This window comes from Marichromatium sp. AB31 (assembly GCF_003718685.1).
GTDB lineage: Bacteria > Pseudomonadota > Gammaproteobacteria > Chromatiales > Chromatiaceae > Marichromatium > Marichromatium gracile.
The window spans coordinates 295,361-316,519 of record NZ_RHFI01000002.1 but is presented as its reverse complement, the minus strand read 5'-3'; the positions used below and the strand labels follow the sequence as shown (position 1 = coordinate 316,519).

At 68.1% G+C, this 21,159-nt stretch carries 17 protein-coding genes, 1 rRNA gene and 1 riboswitch; of the genes, 10 read left to right on the top strand and 8 right to left on the bottom strand.

Features of this window, described 5'->3' with window-relative positions:
* Positions 1-6 precede the first annotated feature (6 nt).
* Positions 7-122 (top strand): 5S ribosomal RNA (gene rrf, locus EBL84_RS03800).
* Positions 123-671: 549 nt separating this feature from the next.
* Positions 672-1,802 carry a DegT/DnrJ/EryC1/StrS aminotransferase family protein gene (locus EBL84_RS03790; protein ID WP_123139594.1) on the top strand — a complete coding sequence of 377 codons (1,131 nt, stop codon included), beginning with the start codon at positions 672-674 and terminating at the stop codon, positions 1,800-1,802.
* Between the two features lie 104 nt (positions 1,803-1,906).
* On the opposite strand, the gene thiC is transcribed toward EBL84_RS03790, so the two are convergent.
* Positions 1,907-3,799, bottom strand: coding sequence for a phosphomethylpyrimidine synthase ThiC (thiC, locus tag EBL84_RS03785; RefSeq protein WP_123139593.1), 1,893 nt, complete (start codon positions 3,797-3,799; stop codon positions 1,907-1,909).
* A 181-nt stretch (positions 3,800-3,980) separates the two neighbouring features.
* Positions 3,981-4,123: riboswitch (TPP riboswitch) on the bottom strand.
* 88 nt (positions 4,124-4,211) lie between these two features.
* Here thiC and EBL84_RS03780 point away from each other — a divergent pair.
* Entirely contained in the window at positions 4,212-4,832 is a 621-nt protein-coding gene (locus tag EBL84_RS03780) for a hypothetical protein (RefSeq protein WP_223806176.1), read from the top strand.
* 281 nt (positions 4,833-5,113) lie between these two features.
* Here the strand turns inward: EBL84_RS03780 and EBL84_RS03775 are convergent, their stop codons facing one another.
* Positions 5,114-6,181 carry a class III poly(R)-hydroxyalkanoic acid synthase subunit PhaC gene (locus EBL84_RS03775; protein WP_123139591.1) on the bottom strand — a complete coding sequence of 356 codons (1,068 nt, stop codon included), beginning with the start codon at positions 6,179-6,181 and terminating at the stop codon, positions 5,114-5,116.
* A 59-nt stretch (positions 6,182-6,240) separates the two neighbouring features.
* Positions 6,241-7,305 (bottom strand): class III poly(R)-hydroxyalkanoic acid synthase subunit PhaE, encoded by a 1,065-nt coding sequence (phaE, locus tag EBL84_RS03770; protein WP_123139590.1) that lies wholly within the window; start codon positions 7,303-7,305, stop codon positions 6,241-6,243.
* 251 nt (positions 7,306-7,556) lie between these two features.
* Here phaE and EBL84_RS03765 point away from each other — a divergent pair, with 251 nt between their 5' ends.
* From EBL84_RS03765 to phbB, 4 genes are all read left to right on the top strand, one after another.
* Entirely contained in the window at positions 7,557-8,741 is a 1,185-nt protein-coding gene (locus tag EBL84_RS03765; protein WP_123139589.1) for an acetyl-CoA C-acetyltransferase, read from the top strand.
* 195 nt (positions 8,742-8,936) lie between these two features.
* The gene (phaR, locus tag EBL84_RS03760; RefSeq protein ID WP_062273069.1) at positions 8,937-9,419 is read left to right on the top strand and encodes a polyhydroxyalkanoate synthesis repressor PhaR; all 483 of its coding nucleotides are present in this window, start codon (positions 8,937-8,939) and stop codon (positions 9,417-9,419) included.
* Positions 9,420-9,607: 188 nt separating this feature from the next.
* Positions 9,608-9,973 carry a phasin family protein gene (locus tag EBL84_RS03755; protein WP_123139588.1) on the top strand — a complete coding sequence of 122 codons (366 nt, stop codon included), beginning with the start codon at positions 9,608-9,610 and terminating at the stop codon, positions 9,971-9,973.
* 144 nt (positions 9,974-10,117) lie between these two features.
* The gene (phbB, locus tag EBL84_RS03750) at positions 10,118-10,858 is read left to right on the top strand and encodes an acetoacetyl-CoA reductase (RefSeq protein ID WP_123139587.1); all 741 of its coding nucleotides are present in this window, start codon (positions 10,118-10,120) and stop codon (positions 10,856-10,858) included.
* Positions 10,859-10,986: 128 nt separating this feature from the next.
* Here the strand turns inward: phbB and EBL84_RS03745 are convergent, their stop codons facing one another.
* Genes EBL84_RS03745 through EBL84_RS03735 form a run of 3 tightly spaced genes read right to left on the bottom strand, consistent with a single transcriptional unit; the run spans position 10,987 to position 14,739 of the window.
* Complete coding sequence (locus EBL84_RS03745) at positions 10,987-11,880, bottom strand: glycosyltransferase (protein WP_123139586.1); 894 nt, start codon at positions 11,878-11,880, stop codon at positions 10,987-10,989.
* Positions 11,881-11,884: 4 nt separating this feature from the next.
* A complete protein-coding gene (locus tag EBL84_RS03740) occupies positions 11,885-13,627 on the bottom strand; it encodes an asparagine synthase-related protein (RefSeq protein WP_123139585.1) in 1,743 nt (580 codons plus the stop codon).
* Positions 13,615-14,739 carry a hypothetical protein gene (locus EBL84_RS03735; protein WP_123139584.1) on the bottom strand — a complete coding sequence of 375 codons (1,125 nt, stop codon included), beginning with the start codon at positions 14,737-14,739 and terminating at the stop codon, positions 13,615-13,617. Before EBL84_RS03735 ends, EBL84_RS03740 begins: the two co-directional genes overlap by 13 nt.
* 108 nt (positions 14,740-14,847) lie before the next feature.
* Between EBL84_RS03735 and EBL84_RS03730 the strand changes: the two genes are divergently transcribed.
* From EBL84_RS03730 to EBL84_RS03720, 3 genes are read left to right on the top strand one after another with little or no spacing between them, the layout of a single operon-like run.
* Positions 14,848-16,254, top strand: a complete 1,407-nt coding sequence (locus EBL84_RS03730; RefSeq protein WP_123139583.1) for an O-antigen ligase — start codon at positions 14,848-14,850, stop codon at positions 16,252-16,254.
* The gene (locus EBL84_RS03725; protein WP_190287870.1) at positions 16,251-17,390 is read left to right on the top strand and encodes a glycosyltransferase; all 1,140 of its coding nucleotides are present in this window, start codon (positions 16,251-16,253) and stop codon (positions 17,388-17,390) included. Before EBL84_RS03730 ends, EBL84_RS03725 begins: the two co-directional genes overlap by 4 nt.
* Entirely contained in the window at positions 17,384-18,607 is a 1,224-nt protein-coding gene (locus EBL84_RS03720; protein WP_123139581.1) for a glycosyltransferase, read from the top strand. The genes EBL84_RS03725 and EBL84_RS03720 overlap by 7 nt, the downstream gene beginning before the upstream one ends.
* Here the strand turns inward: EBL84_RS03720 and EBL84_RS03715 are convergent.
* Both EBL84_RS03715 and EBL84_RS03710 read right to left on the bottom strand, forming a co-directional pair.
* Complete coding sequence (locus EBL84_RS03715) at positions 18,604-19,665, bottom strand: alginate lyase family protein (RefSeq protein ID WP_123139580.1); 1,062 nt, start codon at positions 19,663-19,665, stop codon at positions 18,604-18,606. The genes EBL84_RS03720 and EBL84_RS03715 overlap by 4 nt on opposite strands.
* A 25-nt stretch (positions 19,666-19,690) precedes the next feature.
* Positions 19,691-21,154 carry a lipopolysaccharide biosynthesis protein gene (locus tag EBL84_RS03710; protein ID WP_123139579.1) on the bottom strand — a complete coding sequence of 488 codons (1,464 nt, stop codon included), beginning with the start codon at positions 21,152-21,154 and terminating at the stop codon, positions 19,691-19,693.
* Positions 21,155-21,159 lie beyond the last annotated feature (5 nt).

Sequence of the window (21,159 nt, the reverse complement as noted above, 5' to 3'; positions counted from 1 at the left end):
AGTTTTCCTGGCGGCCATAGAGTCCTGGAACCACCTGATCCCATCCCGAACTCAGAAGTGAAACAGGACCTCGCCGATGATAGTGTGGGGCCTCCCCATGCGAAAGTAGGTCACTGCCAGGACCTTACCCCAAAACCCCCGAGCACCCTGTGCTCGGGGGTTTTACTTTGTGCGCCGAAAAAGCCGTCAGCCGTCAGCCGTCAGCCGCCAGCTTGAAAGATTGAACCGCAAAGACCCAAAGAACGCCAAGGGGCGTCGGGGATGTGCGGCTGACGCCGCGGCGCGCGCGAGTGCGTGGCCAGCGTTCGGTTCCTGTCCCGGCGCCGATTGCCGTTCTCAGCAGACGTTGACGCTGGTAAAAGCCGGCAACCCAACCGACGGGGCTGTGCGCCGGACGTCGACCGCCCCCCACATTCAAAACCCTTCGCGCTCTTGGCGCCTTTGCGGTTCAATCTCCTGGCCGCTGGCCGCTGGCCGCTGGCCGCTGGCCGCTGGCCGCTGGCCGCTGGCCGCTGGCCGCTCGTTACCCTCGTCACGCAATTGGGTTAGGATTCAAGCACAACGATCAATCGCCCGTGCCGTGATGCCTGCCGTTGCCGTGCAGAGCCATTCGAGGGTAGCACCGGCGCGGTGAACTGGTCCTTCTGCACCCGAAATCAAAGGCGAGTTGAATGCAATTCATCGATCTGAAAACGCAGTACGCGCGCATCGAGCAGGACGTTCGGAGCCGTATCGACGCGGTTCTGAGTCACGGTCAGTACATCATGGGCCCCGAGGTCCAGGCGCTCGAGGAAGAGCTTGCGACCTTTGTCGGGGTCGAGCACTGCGTCGGGTTGTCGAGTGGGACCGATGCGCTGCTCGCGGCGATGATGGCGCTCGAGATCGGGCGTGGTGACGAGGTCATCACCAGTCCCTTCACCTTCATCGCCACCGCCGAGATGATCGCTCTGCTCGGTGCCCGCCCGGTGTTCGTCGACATCGACCCGGTGACCTATAACATCGATCCCAATGCGCTGGAGGATGCGATCACCGGCCGTACCCGTGCGATCATGCCGGTTTCGCTCTATGGCCAGTGCGCCGACATGGATGCGGTCAATGCCGTGGCCGAGGCACATAATCTGGCGGTGATCGAGGACGCGGCGCAGAGCTTCGGCGCGACCTACAAGGGCAAGCGCTCCTGTGGGCTCTCGACCATCGGTTGCACCTCCTTCTTCCCGGCCAAGCCGCTCGGCGCCTATGGCGATGCGGGTGCCTGTTTCACCAATGATGCCGATCTGGCGCGCCAGCTGCGCGAGGTGCGCAATCACGGCCAGTCGCGTCGTTACTACCATCCGCGTCTCGGCATCAATGGTCGTCTCGACACCATGCAGGCGGCGGTGCTGCAATCCAAGCTGGCGATCTTCCCCGATGAGGTCGAGGCCCGTGGTCGACTGGGTGCACGCTACAGCGAACTGCTGCGCGTGCGCGGCGCGGGAACGACCGCCGAGCCCGGCGAGAGCGGTGTGCTGACCCCCTCGATCGCTCCCGACAACACCTCGGTCTATGCCCAGTACACCCTGCAGGTGGCGGATCGCGAGGCGGTGGCCGAGGCACTCAAGGCGCGCGACATCCCCACCGCGGTGCACTATCCGGTGCCGCTCAACGAGCAGCCGGTGTTCCATGTCCCGGGAGCGCCGGCGACACCGGTCAGTGCCGAGGTGGCCGAGCGTGTGATCAGCCTGCCGATGCACCCCTATCTCACCGAAGAGGTGCAGCGCGAGGTGGTCGAGGCGGTGGCCGAGGCCTGCGGCCTCGAGGGCTGAGTGAACCGACCCCGGCGGTGATCGCCGGGGGGAAGGGTATGAACCCCGGTCCGTGCGCGGCGGATCGGGCGCCCGCCCCGCAATGGGGCGGGCAGGCGTCGGGCTCAGACCTCCTTGTAGAGCTCGGCGCCGGCCTCGCGGAACTCGCGGGCCTTCTCCTGCATGCCGCTCTCGACCGCCCGGTCGAGGTCCTCGATCTTCTGGCTGTTGGCGTATTCGCGCACGTCCTGGGTGATCTTCATCGAACAGAAGTGCGGTCCGCACATCGAGCAGAAGTGGGCGACCTTGTGCGAATCGTGCGGCAGGGTGCGGTCGTGGAACTCGCGCGCGCGCTCGGGATCGAGCGAGAGGTTGAACTGATCCTCCCAGCGGAACTCGAAGCGCGCCTTGCTCAGCGCGTTGTCTTGGATCTGCGCGCCCGGTAGGCCCTTGCCGAGATCGGCGCCGTGGGCGGCGATCTTGTAGGTGATGATGCCGCTGCGCACGTCCTCCTTGTCGGGCAGGCCGAGGTGTTCCTTGGGGGTGACGTAGCAGAGCATGGCGGTGCCGTACCAGCCGATGTTGGCCGCGCCGATACCCGAGGTGATGTGGTCGTAGGCCGGCGCGATGTCGGTGATCAGCGGGCCGAGGGTGTAGAAGGGCGCCTCGAAGCAGTCGACCAGCTCCTTGGTGACGTTCTCCTGGATCATCTGTAGCGGCACGTGACCGGGGCCCTCGATCATCACCTGCACGTCGTGCTCCCAGGCGCGCTTGGTCAGCTCGCCGAGGGTTTCGAGCTCGGCGAACTGGGCGCGGTCGTTGGCGTCGGCGAGCGAGCCCGGACGCAGCCCGTCGCCGAGGCTGACGGCGACGTCATAGGTGCGCAGGATCTCGCACAGCTCCTCGAAGTTGGTGTAGAGGAAGTTCTCCTGGTGGTGCGCCAGACACCACTTGGCGAGGATCGAGCCGCCACGCGAGACGATGCCGGTGACCCGATCGGCGGTCAGCGGGATGTAGCGCAGCAGCAGCCCGGCGTGGATGGTGAAGTAGTCGACGCCCTGCTCGGCCTGCTCGATCAGGGTGTCGCGCACCAGCTCCCAGGTCAGCTCCTCGGGACGGCCATCGACCTTCTCCAGCGCCTGGTAGATGGGCACGGTGCCGATCGGCACCGGCGAGTTGCGCAGGATCCACTCGCGGGTCTCGTGGATGTTCTTGCCGGTCGACAGGTCCATCAGGGTGTCGCCACCCCAGCGCGCCGACCACACCATCTTCTCGACCTCTTCCTCGATCGATGAGGTGGTGGCCGAGTTACCGATATTGGTGTTGATCTTCACCCGGAAGTTGCGACCGATGATCATCGGCTCCACCTCAGGGTGGTTGATGTTGGCCGGGATCACCGCGCGACCGCGCGCCACCTCATCGCGCACGAACTCTGGGGTGATCTGCTCGGGCAGCGGCTGGCCGAAGGCGTTGCCGGGGTGCTGGCGCAGCAGCTTGGCATAGCGCGGATCGGCGCGCAGTTCGTCGAGCCGCATGTTCTCGCGGATAGCGACGAACTCCATCTCCGGGGTGATGATGCCGCGGCGGGCATAGGCCATCTGGGTGATGGTCTGGCCGGGCTTAGCGCGGCGGGGGGTACGCAGATGTTCGAAACGCAGGTGGGCCAGCGCTGGATCACTCTGACGGGCGCGACCGAAGGCCGAGGTCGGACCGTCGAGCTGCTCGGTGTCGCCCCGCGCCTCGATCCAGCCCGAACGCAGATCGGGCAGGCCGGCCATCAGATCGATGCTGGCATCCGGGTCGGTATAGGGCCCCGAGGTGTCGTAGACCGGGATCGGCGGATTCTCCTCCGGCTCGCCGCTGGTGAGCGTCGGACTCTGGGCGACCTCGCGCATGGGCACGCGCAGATCGGGACGCGAGCCGGTGACATAGACCTTGCGCGAATTCGGGAAGGGGCGGGTCGCGGCCTCGGAGAGTTGCGCGGTCTTGTGGACGAAGTCTTCTGGAATGGCGCTCATCGGGTTTCCTCAGGACTGGAGCGGGGCGCTGGGCTCCACGCGATTGCTGGCTCGGCCAGCATGGGCTGCGGGTCGACCTCGATGCGCCGCATGGATGTTGGCGAGCGCCGTCGGGCAGGTGTGCGGCATGGTTGGAGCGGGTCGGGCGCGGGCACCGGGTGAGGTGCCGCAGGATCGCCGTCGGCTCCATTGCCTGCTTTCCTGCGCCGGCATGATCCGGGTCAGGTTCGAAGGGTCTCTTCTCAGCCCGTTCCGGCCCCGGCGCGCGCCGCGGATCTCGCGGTCGCCGCCCGCGAATCGGCGCGGACACCCCCAGCAGTGAATGTCACTCGAAGCTATAGAAAGGACGCCATGATTTCAACCGCGAATTCACGCGGTTGCCGTGATTTCGCCATCTCTGGAGGGTCGTGCCATGCTTGATCGAGAATCCGCCGCTGTCCCCCACGTTCACGCCGCGGCCAACGGATCGCGCCCCGCTGCCGGTGTCGGTCGGCTGGTGCTGACCCCGACCGATCCGCGTGGTCGTCCAGGGATGCGGCTGTTGGTCGGTCAATTGACCGAGGCCGGCTTCATCGGTGCGCCGCTGTGGCCGGGGCGACCGATCTACCGGGTCGGTGATGATTTCCTGGCGCTGGTGAGCTTTGCCGGTTGCGCGGTGCGGATCGATCCGACGGGTGAGGGCGAGGGGCCCTGGTGCCGGGTCGGGATCCCGCGCCCGAGTGCGCGGGCGCGCCCCTGCCTGGGGCACAACACCCGGGCGCCGCGCTGTCATGAATGCCGCTCGCGGCTGGAGGACTGGCCGCGTCGACTGGAGCTGTGGCACAGCCAGCCGCGCAGCGGTTGGCGTTGCGACGGTTGTGGTGTGGTCCGACCACCCTGGGGGTGGGACTGGGGGCGACGGGGCGGGTTCGGGCGGACCTTCGTGGAGGTCGAGGCGGTGTTCCCCGGCGAGGCGGTGCCGACCCCGGCGCTGCTCGATCTGTTGACTCGGGCCAGTGGCCTGAGCTGGCGTTACTTCTATGTCCAGGGTTGAATCAGTTGCCAGTTGCCAGTTGCCAGTTGCCAGTTGCCAGTTGCCAGTCGCGGGATTGAACCGCAAAGCCCCACAGCACGCTAAGGGGGCGAAGATGTGCGGCTGAGGCCGGGGCGTGTGTGCGAGTCCATTGGTTTCTGCACCGGCGCCGTCGGCAGGCGCTGACGCTGGCGTTGGGGTGCCGAAAGGCGGCAACCCAACCGACGCGACTCCAGCGATCCGCCGCCAGCCGCGACAGGCCCCTGTTCAGAAGGGTGCCTGTCGCGCTCGATGGCGGTGACTCAGGTCCGGGCGTTGAGCCAGTCGCCGATCGCCGGGGTGACTTCCTTCTGCGCCTTGCCGCTGACATAGATGCCGATGTGGCCGCCGGGGAAGGCCAGCTCGGTGTAGTCCTCGCTGCCGACCAGGCCCTTGAGCGCGCGTGAGGCATCCGGCGGCACCAGGTGGTCCTGCAGGGCGTAGATGTTGAGCACCGGGCAGCTGATCCGGGCCAGATCGATCTCGTCCTCGCCGATCCGCACGCCGCCGTTGATGAAGCCGTTGCGCTGGTAGAAGTCCTTGATGAACTGGCGGAAGGTCTCGCCGGCTTGATCGGGGCTGTCGAAGATCCACTTCTCCATGCGCAGGAAGTTCTTCACCTTGCGCGGGTCGTCGAGCAGGTCGACCATGTTGATGTATTTCTGCCCGGTCAGGCTGAACGGCTTGAGCGAGAGGAAGGTCCAGTTGAGCAGCTCGCCCGGGATGTTGCCCATGGTGTCGACGGCGAGGTCGACATCGACGTCCTGCACCCAGGCCGAGAGCAGGTTGTCCGGGGTCTGGAAGTCGACCGGGGTGACCATGGTGACCAGGTTGTTGACCTTGTCCTGGTGGAGCGAGGTGTACATCAGGCTGAAGGCGCCGCCCTGGCAGATGCCGAGGATGTTGACGCGGTCGATGTCGTGGGTCTCGCGGATGTGGTCGACGCAGCGGTCGATATAGCCGTTGATGTAGTCGTCGAGGGTCAGCGCGCGATCGGCCTGATCGGGATAGCCCCAGTCGATCAGATAGACGTCCTGCCCGGTGGCGAGCAGCCCCTTGATGGTCGAGCGATCCTCCTGGATGTCGGTCATGTAGGGGCGGTTGACCAGGGCGTAGACCACCAGCAGCGGGATCGGTTGGCGCGCCGTGCCCTCAGGTGCCTGATAGCGGTAGAGGGTCAGCTTGTCCTCCTGATAGACCGCCTCCTTGGGGGTCACGCCGGTGTCGATCTCGCCGGCGCTGATCAGGTTCTCCATGCCCTGGCCGAGCTTGCGATTGTAGTCGAGCATCTCCTGGGCGAGCTTGTCGGGTCGGATATCGATGGGGATCACGATCTCGTTCCTCTCAGTGTGCGGCGGGTGCGCGCGGCTGCGTCGGCGGGGCGACTCGGTCAGCTGCTCGTGGTCGGTTTGGCGGTGGTCTTCTTGCGCGCCGTGGTCTTGCGCGTCGCCGGGGTGCGCTTGAGCGCGGTGGCCGGCTCCTTCGCCGGCTCGCCGAGCGCGGCCTCCACCCGCTTCTCGAGCTGGTGCAGGCGGCAGCGCAGCTGCTTGTTCTCACGGCGGGTCTCCTGCAGCCGGTCCTGCAGGGTGCGCAGCTCGCTGCGGGTGGGCATGTTCAGTGCGCCGAGGTTCTCGTCGACGATCACCGACATGCGCTTCTTGAACCGCATCTGGGCGTTGATCAGCCGACCGTGGATGCGTGCGTACTCGGGGGTGGCGACCTCCTCGGCATAGACGCTCTCGCAGCACCCCACCCAGTTGTCGTAGAGCGCGCGGGCCGAATCGATGCTCTTGCCGGACTCGACCACGCCCTGGATGAAGCTGCCCATGCGCTCGACCGACTTCATCCCGAGCCGGCTGTAGAACCCGGTGTATTCCTGCAGTGCCGACTGATAGTCCATCGAGCAGCGCAGTAGCTCCTGGTACTGTGCCTGCTCCTCGCGGGTGTAGCCGAGCCCCGGCGCCGAGAGCGCCTGATCGAGACGGTCCCTGAGCTGGTCGTGTGGCATGTTGCGCAGGAAGTCGCCCGGGACCGGCGAGAGCGAGGACATCATCCGCTGCCAGTTGTCGAGCGGCAGCTCCCAGAACGCGCTCATCCGCTGCATCGCCTCGTTGCCGCCGTCGAGACCGCCGCTGAAGCGCCGCTGCATCTCCTCCATGGCCTTGAGCCAGGTGCTCATCGGGTCTTTGCTGTCGCCACCGCCGTTGACGAACTGTTCACCCAGCCCGAACAGGGTCTGACCCTGTTCGATCAGCTTGTCCATGAAGGCGCGGGTGTTTTCCGGGGCCGCGGGCGACATCGCCCGCCACCATTGCTCGACCGCCTCCGACCAGGCGTTGGTCGGCTTGGCGTGTTCCGTCGCGCCCATCGCCTTGCGGCTCATCTCGGTCCAGCCATCCCAGTACTTGCGCTGCAGTTCGAGCCAGTCATCGTCGAAAAAGATGCCCTTACTCATGCTATTGCCTTCCTCAGGATCGGGTTTGAACGAACGTTAGCATGCTGATTTGTGCACTGCAACAAAGGTGCGTAGAATCCCCTTTGAAACCGGACCGGCGCATCGCCTCGTGTCCTGAACCGGATAGTACAGGCTCGCGGGGGTTGCAATCCGGCGGTCATTGCGCAACGGTGCTTCGACCGGAGGTTGCCGGTATTCACAACCATTCGCCCGACCTAATCGATCAATCCAAGCGAGAGAGCGTATACACGATGAGTGAAGATATCGTCATTGTCGACGCCGGACGTACCGCCGTCGGCAACTTCGGCGGCAGTCTCTCCTCCCTGCCGGCCACGGAACTGGGCACGGTCGTGCTCAAGGCACTGCTGGCGCGCACCGGACTCGATCCGCAGCGGGTCGACGAGGTGGTGCTCGGTCAGGTGCTCGCCGCCGGCGTCGGACAGAACCCGGCGCGCCAGACCGCGCTCAATGCCGGGCTGCCGCATGGGGTGTCGGCGATGACCATCAACAAGGTCTGCGGCAGTGGTCTCAAGGCCGTCCACCTGGCGATGCAGGCGGTCGCCTGTGGCGACGCCGAGGTCGTGATCGCCGGTGGACAGGAGAGCATGAGCCAGTCGCCGCACGTGCTGCCGCGCTCGCGCGACGGCCAGCGCATGGGTGACTGGAAGCTCAAGGACACCATGCTGGTCGATGGACTGACCGACGCCTTCGATCAGTGCCACATGGGCATGACCGCGGAGAACATCGCCAGGCAGTACGGTTTCACCCGCGAGGCGCAGGACGCCTTCGCCGCCGACTCGCAGCGCAAGGCCGAGGCGGCGATCGAGGCCGGGCGCTTCACCGACGAGATCGTTCCGGTGAGCATCCCGCAGCGCAAGGGCGAGCCGCTGGTCTTCGACCGTGACGAGTTCCCGCGCGCCGGCACCACCGCCGAGAAGCTCGGGCGGCTGCGCCCGGCCTTCGACCGCGAGGGGACGGTGACCGCCGGCAATGCCTCGGGGATCAACGATGGCGCGGCGATGGTGGTGGTGATGCGGGCATCGACCGCCGCGGCGCTGGGGCTGACCCCGATGGCGCGACTGGTCGCCTTCGCCAGCGCTGGCGTCGACCCCAAGATCATGGGGACCGGTCCCATCCCGGCCTCCAACAAGTGCCTGGAGAAGGCGGGCTGGACCCCGGCCGAACTCGACCTGATCGAGGCCAACGAGGCCTTCGCCGCCCAGGCGATGTCGGTCAACCAGGAGATGGGCTGGGATCTCGACAAGGTCAACGTCAACGGCGGGGCGATCGCGCTCGGTCATCCGATCGGCGCCTCCGGCGCCCGGGTGCTGGTCAGCCTGCTCTACGAGATGCGTCGGCGCGAGGCCCGCAAGGGTCTGGCGACCCTGTGCATCGGCGGTGGTCAGGGGGTTGCGCTGGCCGTCGAGCGCGTCTGAACCCCTCGCTCGCTCCGGGTGAACGCCGCCCGGGGCGAGCGAGGGCGCAGTGGCAGCCAGTCGTCGATGACTAGGGTAAACTGTGTGCGCAACACCGGTCGCCGACATCGCCGGCGACCATTCCGATGACCCGGAGCGGTTCGGCCGCCTCAGTCTCCAGCCAATCGCAGATCGCCGAACCGGCGACAGGTGTCAATGGACAAATCGCGCATCATCAAGAAGTACCCCAACCGGCGCCTCTACGACACCGAGATCAGTCGTTACATCACCCTGGCCGACGTCCGTGCCCTGGTGATGGGCGGCGTCCCCTTCAAGGTGTTCGACACCGCCAACGATACCGACATCACCCGGGCGATCCTGTTGCAGATCATGCTCGAAGAGGAGAGCGGCGGTGAGCCGCTGTTCAGCGCCAACATGCTGGCGCAGATCATCCGCTTCTATGGCGGCACCCTGCAGGGCACCTTTGCGCGCTATCTCGAGGGCGCGCTGGACGTGTTCGCCAGGCAGCAGCAGGAGCTGACCCAGTCGTGGGCCGATACCCCGCTCGACACCATGACCCGCATGGCGCAGCAGAACGTCGAGCTGTGGGGTGAGCTGCAGCGCGAGTTCATGCGGAGCGCCGGCTTCGATCTCGGTCGTGATCGCGACAAGCCCAAGCCCCCCGACGACAGCGACTGATCCGCCTGCCTTGCCGATCGCGCCCGGTCCACGGGCGTGCCTCAGCGCGGCGTCGGTGTCGCGCCATCCCCGAAGATTGAATTTCGTCAATGCTGAGGATTAAAAAAATCTTCATTGACGCTTCCGTGTACGGGGTCTATTGTGCACTGCAACAAATGCTGCAACGCACAAACCTTCGGAGATGACCCATGAGCACGAACGAAACCTTCAAGACCTTCAACGACATGACCACCAAGGGCATGGATCGCATGACCAGCCTCGGTGAACTCAACGTCAGTATCTTCGAGAAGCTCGCCAGCCGTCAGATGGACGCGCTGAACCTCTACATGGACCACTCGATGCGGCTGATGACGCTTGCCACCGAGTCGAAGGGGTACAATGAGTTCTTCAAGGGCCAGGTCGAGGCGACCAAGGCGTTGACCGAGCGTATGATGGACGAGAGCAAGGCCACCATGCAGGTGCTCGGCGAGACCCGCGAGGAGTATCGCACCTGGCTCGAGAAGAACATGGCCGAGATCGGCGCCGACGTGCGCAAGGGCGTGGCCGCGAGCTGACGTCCGCAGACCGCGCGGTCCAGTACCGGACCGCCATTGACAATGACCCCGGCCGGAGTGCCGGGGCGTTGTGGATGAAGGATGCGGGTCCGCCCCGAGACGGGGCGGACCCGAACGACGACAAGACCTGAGGAGGAAACAGCTATGTCTCGTATTGCGCTCGTCACCGGTGGTATCGGCGGTATCGGGACCGCCATCTGCAAGCGCCTCGCCGCCGATGGCTGCGTGGTGATCGCCAACCACCATCCCGCCGAGACCGAGGTCGCCGAGACCTGGAAGCGCGAGCGCGCCGCCGAGGGGTTGGAGTTCGACACCATCGCCGCCGACGTGGCCGATCCCGAGGACTGCGCACGGATGGCCGCAGCGATCGCCGAGCGTCATGGTCCGGTCGACATCCTCGTCAATTGCGCCGGCATCACCCGCGACAAGACCTTCAAGCGGATGGAGCCGGAGCACTGGAACGCCGTCCTCGACATCAACCTCAAGAGCGTCTTCAATGTCACCAAGCCGCTCTGGGAAGGCATGCTCGAGCGCGGTTTCGGGCGTATCATCAACATCTCGTCGGTGAATGGCCAAAAGGGTCAGTTCGGTCAGACCAACTACTCGGCGGCCAAGGCCGGCATGCACGGCTTCACCATGGCGCTGGCTCAGGAAGGGGCCGCCAAGGGTGTGACCGTGAACACGGTTTCGCCCGGTTATGTCGAGACTGCCATGACCCTGGCAATGAAGGACGAGGTCCGCGAGAGTATCATCTCCGGCATCCCGATGCGCCGCATGGCGCAGCCCGAAGAGATCGCCGCCGCGGTCGCCTTCCTCGCGAGCGACGAGACCGCCTATGTCACCGGCGCCAATCTGCCGGTCAATGGCGGACTCTTCATCCACTGAATTCGGACGAGGTCCGGCGAAAAAACACCATGCCGGACCCCAATGGTCCTACAGAGTCCTCCTCGTCTCTCTCACTATGAGACGTTTGCAGCCCGGCCCCGCGCCGGGCTTTTTTTTGTCTGCCCGAATCAGCGCGCGCGGTAGCGCAGCGCCAGGAGTCGCTTGAGTGCGGCGAGTGTCGGGGTGGTGTTGATCAGCAGCGGCAGCGCGCCCTTGAGGTTGCCGCGGTTGACCAGGCGGAGGAAGTCGCCCGGCGGTAGCGTCTCGCCGGCGAGGCGGCGACGCAGGATCTCGAGCGAGTCGAGGTGGCGCGGGGCGAGCTGGTCGCGATGCTTGGCGACGAAGCGTCCCAGTCCCTCGAGCACCCGGGTACGATCCCCGGAGATGCGTGCCAGCTCGTGGTCCTTGAACTGCACATAGCTCGCCTCGCGCAAGCGGTAGGCGGCGCCGCGCGCCGTCACCAGTCGTACCCAGGTGTCGTAGTCCTGCAGTGCCGGCAGCGCCGGGTCGAAGCCGCCGATCTCGCGCAGCCACGCGGTGCGGGTGAGGACCTGATTGCCCAGCCGGTTGTAATGGAGCATCGCCTCGAGGTCGATCCGCCCGACATCGACCCGGCGGGTGATGTCGCCCCGTGGGGTGCGCTCGCGGACGGAGCTGCTCACGCACGACCACTGCCCCTCGGCGAAGCGTGCCAGCAGCCCGCTCAACCGCCCTGGGAGGAAGGCGTCGTCGTCGTCGAGCCCGGTGATCAGCGCGCCGCGCGCATCGGCGATGGCGCGATTGCGCGCGGCGCAGGCCCCGCCCGGCTCGGGCTGGCGCAGATAGCGCAGCCGCGCGCGTGCCGGGTGCGCCGCGATCCGCGCCGCGGTGTCATCGGTCGAGGCGTCGTCGACCACGATCAGCTCCAGGTGCGGATAGTCCTGGGCGAGTACCGATTCGATCGCGCGCATCAGCAGCGCGGCGCGGTTGCGGGTCGGCAGGTAGACGCTGATCAGCGGGTGTTCGGCGAGGATCTCGGGCATCGGGTCAGGGCAGGGGTTGGTCGCGCCAGGCGGCGAGCCCGGTCGCGCCGCGCGCCGGGTCGAGCTGGGTGGCGAGGTTGAGCAGGGCGAGCAATTGTGCTCGGGGGCGCTGGTCGGCGGTGGCGAGGAGCGGCCGCCAGGCGCCCGGGTCGAGCTCGGGGCAGTGTTCGAGCTGATGGCGCAGCAGCCCGATGAGCGGTGCCCTCGGGTCGAGGCCGCGTCGGCGTCGGATCAGCTGCTGGAGCCTGCGCGCCGGTCGCGGGTGCGCCTTGGCCAGCGTCTCGAGGCGGTGATGGATGAGAAAACGTGGCGAGCCCAGCGCCCCCGGGACCCCGGCGCGGGGTAGAGCGGCCAGCGTCGGGTCGAGCCGTTCGAGCAGGGCGCGATAGAGCCGGTAGTCGCGCTTGAGCGCGCGCGGCGCGGCGAGGGCGGCGCGCAGGAAGGGCAGTGAGTAGAAGGGGGTGAGGCTGGGGAACCAGTGACGGTTGCGGTCCTCGCCCTCGAACAGCCAGCGCCGGGCGCGCTCGTGGATGAGGAAGCGGGCATGGAGGGCGTTGCCCTCGTCCTCTGGATAGGCGGCGAAGTGCGCGCGCAGGGCGCGCTCCAGGTCCGCACGCTCCAGTCCCGTCAGGGCGGCGCACTGATCGAGGGTGAAGCGTCCGCGGCGCGCCACGATGTAGTCACAGGCCGCGCGCGCGTCGCGCAGCGCCAGCCCGGCGCCGAGGTCGGGCAGCAGCTTGTCGCCGCCGTCGCCGGTGACATAGCTCATCGTGCTGCCGTAGCGCGCGCGGAGGTGATCGAAGAAGGGCAGGTGGAAGGCGAGATCGAGGTCGTTGAGTCCCTGCTTGATCTGCAACAGTCGCAGATAGTCGGCGCCGGTGCTGGGCGGTACCTCGAAGCAGTGCCAGGGGCGATCGAGGTGTTGCGCGACCGTCGCGGCGAGCCGTTGTTCGCTCGCGGCATACCAGCCGACGCGCGCCATGCTCGCGCAGCTGAAGGGGGTGCCGGTGGCGGCGAGACCGGCGGCCACCGTGCGCGAGTCGAGCCCGCCGCTGAGCGCCAGCACCGGCGTGTCGGCGCGTCTGCTCAGTTGCTCACAGGCGGTGATGAAGTGATCGGCGAGTACCGCGGCCTGTTGGTTCAGGCTCGCGTCGCTGTGCGGCGTCTCGACGCTGAGTCGCGCCAGGGTGCGGCGCTCGGTGTTGGCCTCGGCGTCGATCCGCAGCAGCGTCGCCGGGGCGAGCAGGGCGATGGCGCGCCACGGCGTGCGCTCGCCCAGACCGTGACCGAACAGCAGCATCTCGGCGGCGCCCAGCGGGTCGGTGGTGCGATCGGGGTCGGCGGCGACGGTGCGGGCGATGTCTCGGCTGACGAGGATGGCGCCGGGGCGCTCGAGCAGATAGAGCGGGCGGCGTGCCAGCAGGTCGTTGACGATCAGCCAGCGCTCGCTCGCCTTGTCGTGGATCAGCAACACGAAGTCGCCGTCGAGCGTCTCCAACGTTGCGCCGGCCGCCGCCCAGTCCTCGTCGAGCAGTGCCTCGATCAGGCGTCGTGGCGGTGCGTGGTCGCAGCCCTCGATCCAGCCGTCGAGCAATACCAGTGTGCGATGATCCTCCCAGCTGCGCGCCGGCTCGCTCGCCGTCGGGTCGAGCTCGAGTGACACGCCGGGAGCGGTGAGCAGCGGCTCTCGGGGTGTGAGTGGGTGTAGCCGCTGTGCCGGGTCGATATTCAGCGTCAGGCCGGACATGGCGAGGAGGTCCGAGGCTCGAGGTCGGCGAGTTGTCGTACCAGTGGCTCGGCGAGTTCCGCCGCACTGGCCTGTTCCGTGACCGCGAGGCTGAACCCGGGGACGCCCGTGAGGTTGCGCTCGAGCAGCGTGGTCAGATCGGCACTGTCCGGGTCGGGATGTGCGTAGTCGCTCATCGCCTCGAGCGGCCCCATGCCCCCCAGATAGAGCCGCTCGATGGCGACCAGCTGACACAACAGGCGCGTCGCTTCGAGCGGTGTGCAGCCCTGTCGTTCTGCGGGAGTCAGTACGAAAAGTGCATCGGGCCGGGCGCTGGAGAGGATCCGCGCGCTTGGCAGGTGTCTGGTCAGTTCCTGGGGGAAAGCGGGGTTGATCAGGGGTTGCAGCAGCGGTTGCAGCTTGTCGCTGATCGTGTACGCGGCGATATGCTGCAGCCGTTCGAGCAGCAGCCGCAGCGGCTGCGAGCGGATCGTTCGCGGTGCGTCGGGGCCGTTCAGACGCTCCGCCAGCCAGGGCAGGGCGCTGAGATGATGGCGGCGGATGACCAAACGGTGTTCGAACAGGTGTGCCCGCCCCTGGTGCAGCAGCAGCTTGTCATCGGCGAGATAGTCCCAGCCGCGATTGAGCAGCTCCAGTGTCAGGTGGGTCTTGCGGCTGCGTCTGGGGCCGAGCACGAGTGCAGTGCGACCGTGTGGGTCGCGCAACGCCGCGGCATGGAGCAGCAGCCCGCCGCGCCGGGTCGCGCTAAGATGGATGGCGAACAGCAGCGCGTTGTAGAAGCGCTTGGTGGCCCCGGCGCGGCGCGAGACCAGGATACGCACCGGGGTGCCCGGGTCGAGGATCAGGTCGGGATGGCCGCGATGGCTGTAGAGTAGGACGCGCCGCCCCTCGAAGCAGACCGTGGAGACCTGTTGAGGAGCGACCCGCGGGGTACGCTCGCGCAGCATGGCGGCGCTCTCCGGCAGCGGCGCGCAGAGGACGTCGGGTGCACGTCCGGTGGGCTCGGTCCGGAAGTGACCGAGCCGCTTGCACACCACGGCGACATGGCTTGTGGAAAGCTGCTGCAGCCGAACATGGACCAGTCGGTGCAGCTCGAGTTCGAGATTGGTCATGCGAGTACATCCACGACAAACTGGTTGCAGCATACATCAGGGCGTGACTGACCATGACGCCGGCCTTGCCGGGCGGCGGGTCTGGACGAACGCCTCGGGCAGGCTGAGATGAGACAATCGAGTAGAGCCGCCGCCAACCCGCTGTGGGGCGGTTTCATCGTGCTGATGGTGGTCGCGACCCTGCTGCCGCTGTGGACCCCCTGGCCTGCGCTCGCGCTGCTCCCGGGGGTTGCCCTCGGTGCCCTGGTGCTGCTCGGGCGGGCGCCGAGCTGGGGGCTTTACGCGATCGTCTTCCTGATCCCCTTCGGTAACTTCCGCCAACTCGGCGGTCCGCTCGCAGACGTCAAGATCCACTGGGTACTGGCGCTGGTGTTGCTCGTGGTGCTGGCGTTGCGATTGCTTCGCGAGCAGCAGGCCGTCGGCCTGCTGCGCTCCAATCTGTGGCCCTGGTGGGGGCTGTTTCTCGCCGTCAGTCTGTTCTCCACGCTGTGGTCGGCCTATCCGCTGGAGGCCGGTCAGCAGGTGGTGCTGACCCTGGTGGCGATGGCCTTCTTCGCCCTGGTACTGGTCTTTCTCGATGCCCACGCGCTGGTGCGACAGCTGCCGGTGGTGATCGTCGCTTCGGTCTCGCTCGGCTCGATGTTCGCGCTGATCGGCTATCTGTTCGGTGTGTCCTGGTTCGCGATCGAGGTGGGTGACGACTTCACCCGCAGCACCGGCGTGACCAGCGACCCCAACAATCTGGCGATGCTGATCATCTTCGTGTTGCCCTTCGTGGTGTTCTGGCTGGCCCATGGCCGTCGGCCACTGGTCCGGCTGGCGGCGCTGGTGCTGCTGGCGATCAACCTCGGTGCCATGGTGGTGAGCTTCTCGCGCAGCGGCGGGCTGGTGACGGCGCTGTTGCTGGCGACGCTGCTGGTGGTCAATGCGCGCGGACTGCGTCCGCGTCATCTCGGGCTGCTGTTCGCCGGCGGGGCGATGGCGTTGCTGGTGGCGTTGCTGCTGGTGCCGCAGGGTTACTGGGAGCGTCAGGCGACGCTCACCGCCTCGGACACCGACCGCTCGATCAACCGTCGTGCCTCCTATCTGGTGGTGGCCGGCGATGCCTTCGAGCAGCGCCCGCTGATCGGGCACGGCCCGGGCACCTTCCGCGAACTCTATGCCAAGACCGACTGGGCGCAGCGTTTCGATCGCGAGGGCGCGACCAATCGTCGCTTTGCCCACAACACCTATCTCGAGGTGGTGGTCGGCACCGGGGTGCTGGGGTTGATCTGCTTTCTCGGCCTGCTGGCGGTGGCGGCGCGCAACCTCTGGCTGGCGCGTCGGCTGTTGCTGGCGCGCGGTGATCCCTATCATGCCGCGCAGGTGTTGCACTATCTGCTCGCCTTCCTCTTCCTGTTGCTCTACATGGCGATGTTCAGCGACGTGTTCCAGAAGTACATGTTGCTCTCGCTCGGGGTATCGCAGCTGTGGCTGCGCTTCGCGCTCAGCGTCGCGGACGAGGGGACGGGGTGACGGTGTCGCTCGTCATCCTGCTGTCTGTCGCTGCCGCCATAGCCATCGCTGCGCTACTGGCGCTGCCCGCGCTGCTGACCCTGCTGCCCGAGCGTGAGCCGGGCGCGAGGCTGGGCGGCGGATTGCCGGGGACGGTGTCGCTGATCGTCCCGGTGCACGGCTCGGGCGCGGCGCTCGCGGCCAAGCTCGACTCGCTGCGTGGTCAGCGCTGGGGTCCGGGTCGGCTGGAGCTGATCCTCTCGCTCGACGGTCCGGTCGCCGACCTGCCAGTACTCCCCGACCTGCCCGGGGTCGATTGCCGGGTGCTCCGCAACCCGCGTCGCGGCAAGTACGGCGCGCTCAACGCCGCGGTCGCGGCGAGCGCGGGCGAGTTGCTGCTGTTCTCCGATCTCGACGCCCGACTCGCCCCCGGTGCGCTGGCGGCGATGGTCGCGGTCTTCGCCGAGGCCGATGTCGGCGCCGCCTGCGCGCGTGTCGCGGTCGATCGTGAGGACGGGCTGATGCAGGCGCGTTACTGGGACCACGAGAGCCGGCTCAAGGCGCGCGAGATGGCCCGGCTGGGCTCGATCACCGCGAGCAACGGCACCCTGCTGGCGATCCGGCGCGTACTGTTCCGACCGATCCCGGCAGGCGTGGTCGACGACCTCTTCGTCGGGCTGTGCGCCGTCGGCGCCGGGCGGCGCTTCGTCTTCGTGCCCGAGGCGGTGGCGCTGATGCCGCCGCCGGCGCGCACCCTGCGCCGGGTGTTCGCGCGTCAGCGGCGCATCGTCTGTCGCGGGCTCAACGCGCTGCGCCACTGTCCGCAGGCGCTCTCGGTAAGACGCCACGGTCGTTATGCGCTGGCGCTGATCGCGCACAAGGTGTTGCGCCGCGCCTTTCCGCTGGCGCTGGTGCTGGGGCTCGCGGCGCTGCTCGCGCTGGCGCTGCACGACGGCGGCGGCTGGCTGGTGCTGGCGCTGGCGGCGCTGGGCGGGCTCGGGGGCGCGCTCGGGCTGGTCGCGGCGCTCGGGCTCGATCGTGACCCCGGGCGCTGGCCGCGGGTGCTGACGCTCGCCCCCTGGGCGCTGTGCGTCAACGCCGGGATCGCGATGGGCTGGTACGACTTCCTGCGCGGGCGGCGGGTGACCCAATGGTGAGGGTCGGCTATCTGGTCTCGCGCTTCCCCACCTTCACCGAGACCTTCGTGCTCGACGAGATGCTCGCGCTGGAGGCGCTGGGCGCCGAGATCACCCTCTTTCCGCTGCTGCGCGAGCGCCCGCGCGCCACCCATCCGCAGCTGGCGCACCTGCGCGCCGAGGTGGTCTACAGCCGCTTCGTCTCGGGGCCGATCCTGCGCGCCAACCTGGCGCTGGCGGCGCGCCACCCCTGGCGCTATCTGCGCACCCTGATCGAGACCTTCGCGCGGGTCGCACCCAGCCGCAATTTCACCCTGGGCGCGGCCGGGATCTTCCTCAAGTCGGTCTATATCGCCCGCGAGGCCGAGCGTCGCGGCATCGGTCGGCTGCACGCGCACTTCTGTACCCATCCGACGCTCGCCGCCTGGATCGCGCACCGGCTCACCGGGGTGCGCTACAGCTTCACCGCGCACGGCAGCGATCTCCACGTCGATCAGACCATGCTCGCCGAGAAGCTGCGTCGTGCCGACTTCGCGGTGATGATCTCGCGCTACAACCGCGACTTCACCCTGGCGCGGGTGGGCGCGCGCTGGGCCGAGCGGCTGCGGGTGATCCACTGCGGTATCGACACCGGCGCCTTCGCCCCGCTGCCACCGCGCGCCGATGCCGGCGACGGGGTGCTACACATCCTCTGCGTCGCCTCGCTGCGCCGGGTCAAGGGGCATGTCCATCTGCTGCGGGCCTGCGCCCAGCTTGCGGCCGAGGGGCGGGACTGGACCCTGACCCTGGTCGGCGATGGTCGGCTGCGTGCCGAGCTGGAGGCCGAGTGCCGGGCGCTGGGGATCGCCCCGCGCGTCCGTTTCCTCGGCCAGCTCACCCGGCCCGAGGTTACCGCCTGTCTGCGCGACTGCGACGTGGTGGCGCTGACCAGCGTGCAGGACGCCCGGGGGCGGCGCGAGGGCATCCCGGTGTCGCTGATGGAGGCGCTGGCCGTCGAGCGCCCGGTGGTGGCCAGCCGGCTCTCGGGGATCCCCGAACTGGTCGAGCACGGGCGCACCGGCTTGCTGGCCGCGCCGGGCGAGCCGGCTGCGATCGCCGCGACTCTGGCCCGGGTGGCCGATCATCCAGCGGAGGCGCGCGCGCTGGCACGCGCCGGGCGCGCGCGGGTGCTCGCCGAGTTCGATCTGTCCGACAACGCCGCGCGGCTCCATGCCGCGTTGGCCGCCTCACCCGGCTAGTCGCTCGGCGCCCAGTCGGCGTGGGTCCAGTCGGTATAGCCGATGTTCTTGCCCGGGCGGCTCGGCACCGGGGCGGGGAAGTCGCGGTGATAGAAATGATTGATCAGGTGCGGCTGCCAGGTGTCGTCGCCCTCGGCGGGGAAGTCGGCCTGCTGGTGCAGCCACTCGAAGGCGCGCAGCAGGGCCTGGTCCTGCCAGGCGAAGACGTCGTAGCCGGCGCGCTCGAGGATCACCGCCTGGGCCAGCGCGCCCTGCAGGGTGGAGTAGATGTAGTTCTCGTGCGGCGGCGGCCAGTCGAAGGGGCCGCTGCGTCTCAGCCCCTCGGCGATCGCGCCGTCGATGCTGTGGCCCGCGCGCTGCGCGCCCGAGGGATTGATGCCGACCGGGCGGCGCGGATCGGCCTGCCAGTCGAGGTCGCCGTAGCGGAAGTCGGCGTAGGCGGCGCGGTCGCCGAGCCAGCCGCGGAAGATGCGCGCGACCTCAGCGATCTCCTCGGGCTCGTCGAGATAGACGGCGATCGCCAGCCGGGTGGCGCCGGCATAGGTGCCCCAGCCATTGGGACGACGCTCGTGGGTCTGGCGCAGGGTCCGTCCCTCCGACATCGGGGTGTCACGCACCCGTGCCAGCCAGTCGCGAAACAGCGCGTCTTGCTCCGGGGGGAGGCCGACCAGGTCGGCGGCGAGAACATAGGCCATCAGTTCGCGCCCGAGCGCGAGCGAGCTGGCGCCGTATTCGGTGCCGATGATGTCGAGACAGGCGCGGCGCACCGCCGCGGCCATCAGCAGGTCGCCGGTGCGGGCATGGACCAGCGCCTTGGCGAAGACCCGCACGTTGCTCGGGTCGTTCTGATCGGAGAGGTCGGGGTCGGGCACCAGACGCTCGGCATCTTCGCGCACCGCCTCCCAGGCCGCGCCCGTGGTCGGCAGTTCGGCAAGTCGCGCGCGCGCGATCCAGGGACCGGCGGCGAGGCGCTCCATGTCGGGCGGTGGCGCGGCCCGGGGCAGGGCGGGGACGAGCAGCACGGATGCCAGCAGCAGGCGATGGACGAGGCGTGACATGGGGCTCCCTCTCGGGTTCGGTGGATCAGCGCCTGAGCCGCAACAGCCGTCGCCAGGGCAGCGGCGAGAGCAGCGCGAGCCGGGTGCGCGCGAGCCGGTGGAGCAGCAGGAACAGGGCGACGTGGACGAGGATGCGCAGCGCCGTCGCCACCGGGCCATGCCCCAAGGGTAGCAGCGACAGCGCCCAGATCAGCGCGCCGTTGAGGGCGAACAGCGGCCAGATCCAGTCGAGCTGACGGCGCTCGAGGTGGTCGAGCTGTGGGCGCAGCGTGCGCCGAAACAGCATGAACAGCAGCGCGAACCCCAGCACGCTCGCGCCGGCGATGCCGGGCAGTCCCCAGCCCAGGCGCACTGCCAGCCAAGCGCTCATGCCCTCGCCGACGAGCACCACTGGGACCAGCAACGCGGCACGACGCTGCTGCTCGAAGGCGACCACCAGGCTGCGCAGCACCAACGCGAGGGCGAGGAAGTGGATCCCGCAGGCGAGGATCTGGGTGGGGACGATCGCCGCCTGGTAGCGCGGCAGCAGCCAGTCGATCGCCAGCGGGGTGGCGAGGGCCACCGGGCCGATCAGCAGCGGCATCAGGAAGATGGCGTTGAGCGCCGGGCGCAGCAGATGTTCGCGCAGCAGCTGGTTGCGGTCGGCGTCGGCGAGTTCGCCCATCAGCCGCGGCTCGAGGATCTCGCGGGCGGTGCCGGGGATGTTGCGGAGGAAGCCGACGATCATCACCGCCACCCCGTAGTGACCGAGTGCACCGGCGCCGAGCAGCACCCAGGCCATCACCCGATCGGCGGTGACCACCAGCATCATCGCCAGCTCCAGACTCATGATCGGCCAGCCACGCCGGATCATCTCGCCGCCGAGCCGGAGTGGTCGCGCCGGCCAGCGTGGGACGATCCCGGCCTGCTGCCAGAGCAGCACCCCGACCGCAGCCTCGGTGATCAGCAGCGACAGCAGCAACCCGGGAAAACCGAGTGTGGGCAGCAGCGCCAGGGTAGTGGCCAGCAGCAGCGCGGACTCGAGATAGTTGGCGCGACCGATCAGGTCGAAACGGTGACGCGCCTTGAGCGCGGCGAAGGCGGTGTGGTGCCAGGCCTGGAGCAGCACCACACCAGCCATTGCCGTCAGCCCCAGACGCAATGCCTCGCCCTGGCCGCCGCGCAGTGCGATCAGTATCAGCGCGCCGGCCACCAGGAGGTCGAGCAGCAGGGTGGTGAGGATGGCCCCGGAGACCAGCGACTCGGCGCGTTCGCCCTCGCCCCGGGCGAGGTGCCAGGGGTAGTAGACGCGCAGCGTGGTACGCGCGCCGAGATGGGCGTAGCTGGCGTATTGCGGGACCAGCTTGAGCAGGGTCCAGACCCCGAACAGCTCGGGGGTGAGCAGTCGGGGTCTGAGGAAGGCGGTGATGGCGCCGATCAACTGGCGAGTGATCTTGCTCGAGAGATAGCGGGTCAGGGTGGTGCTGAAGTCGGCGCGGCGTGGCTCCATCGCGG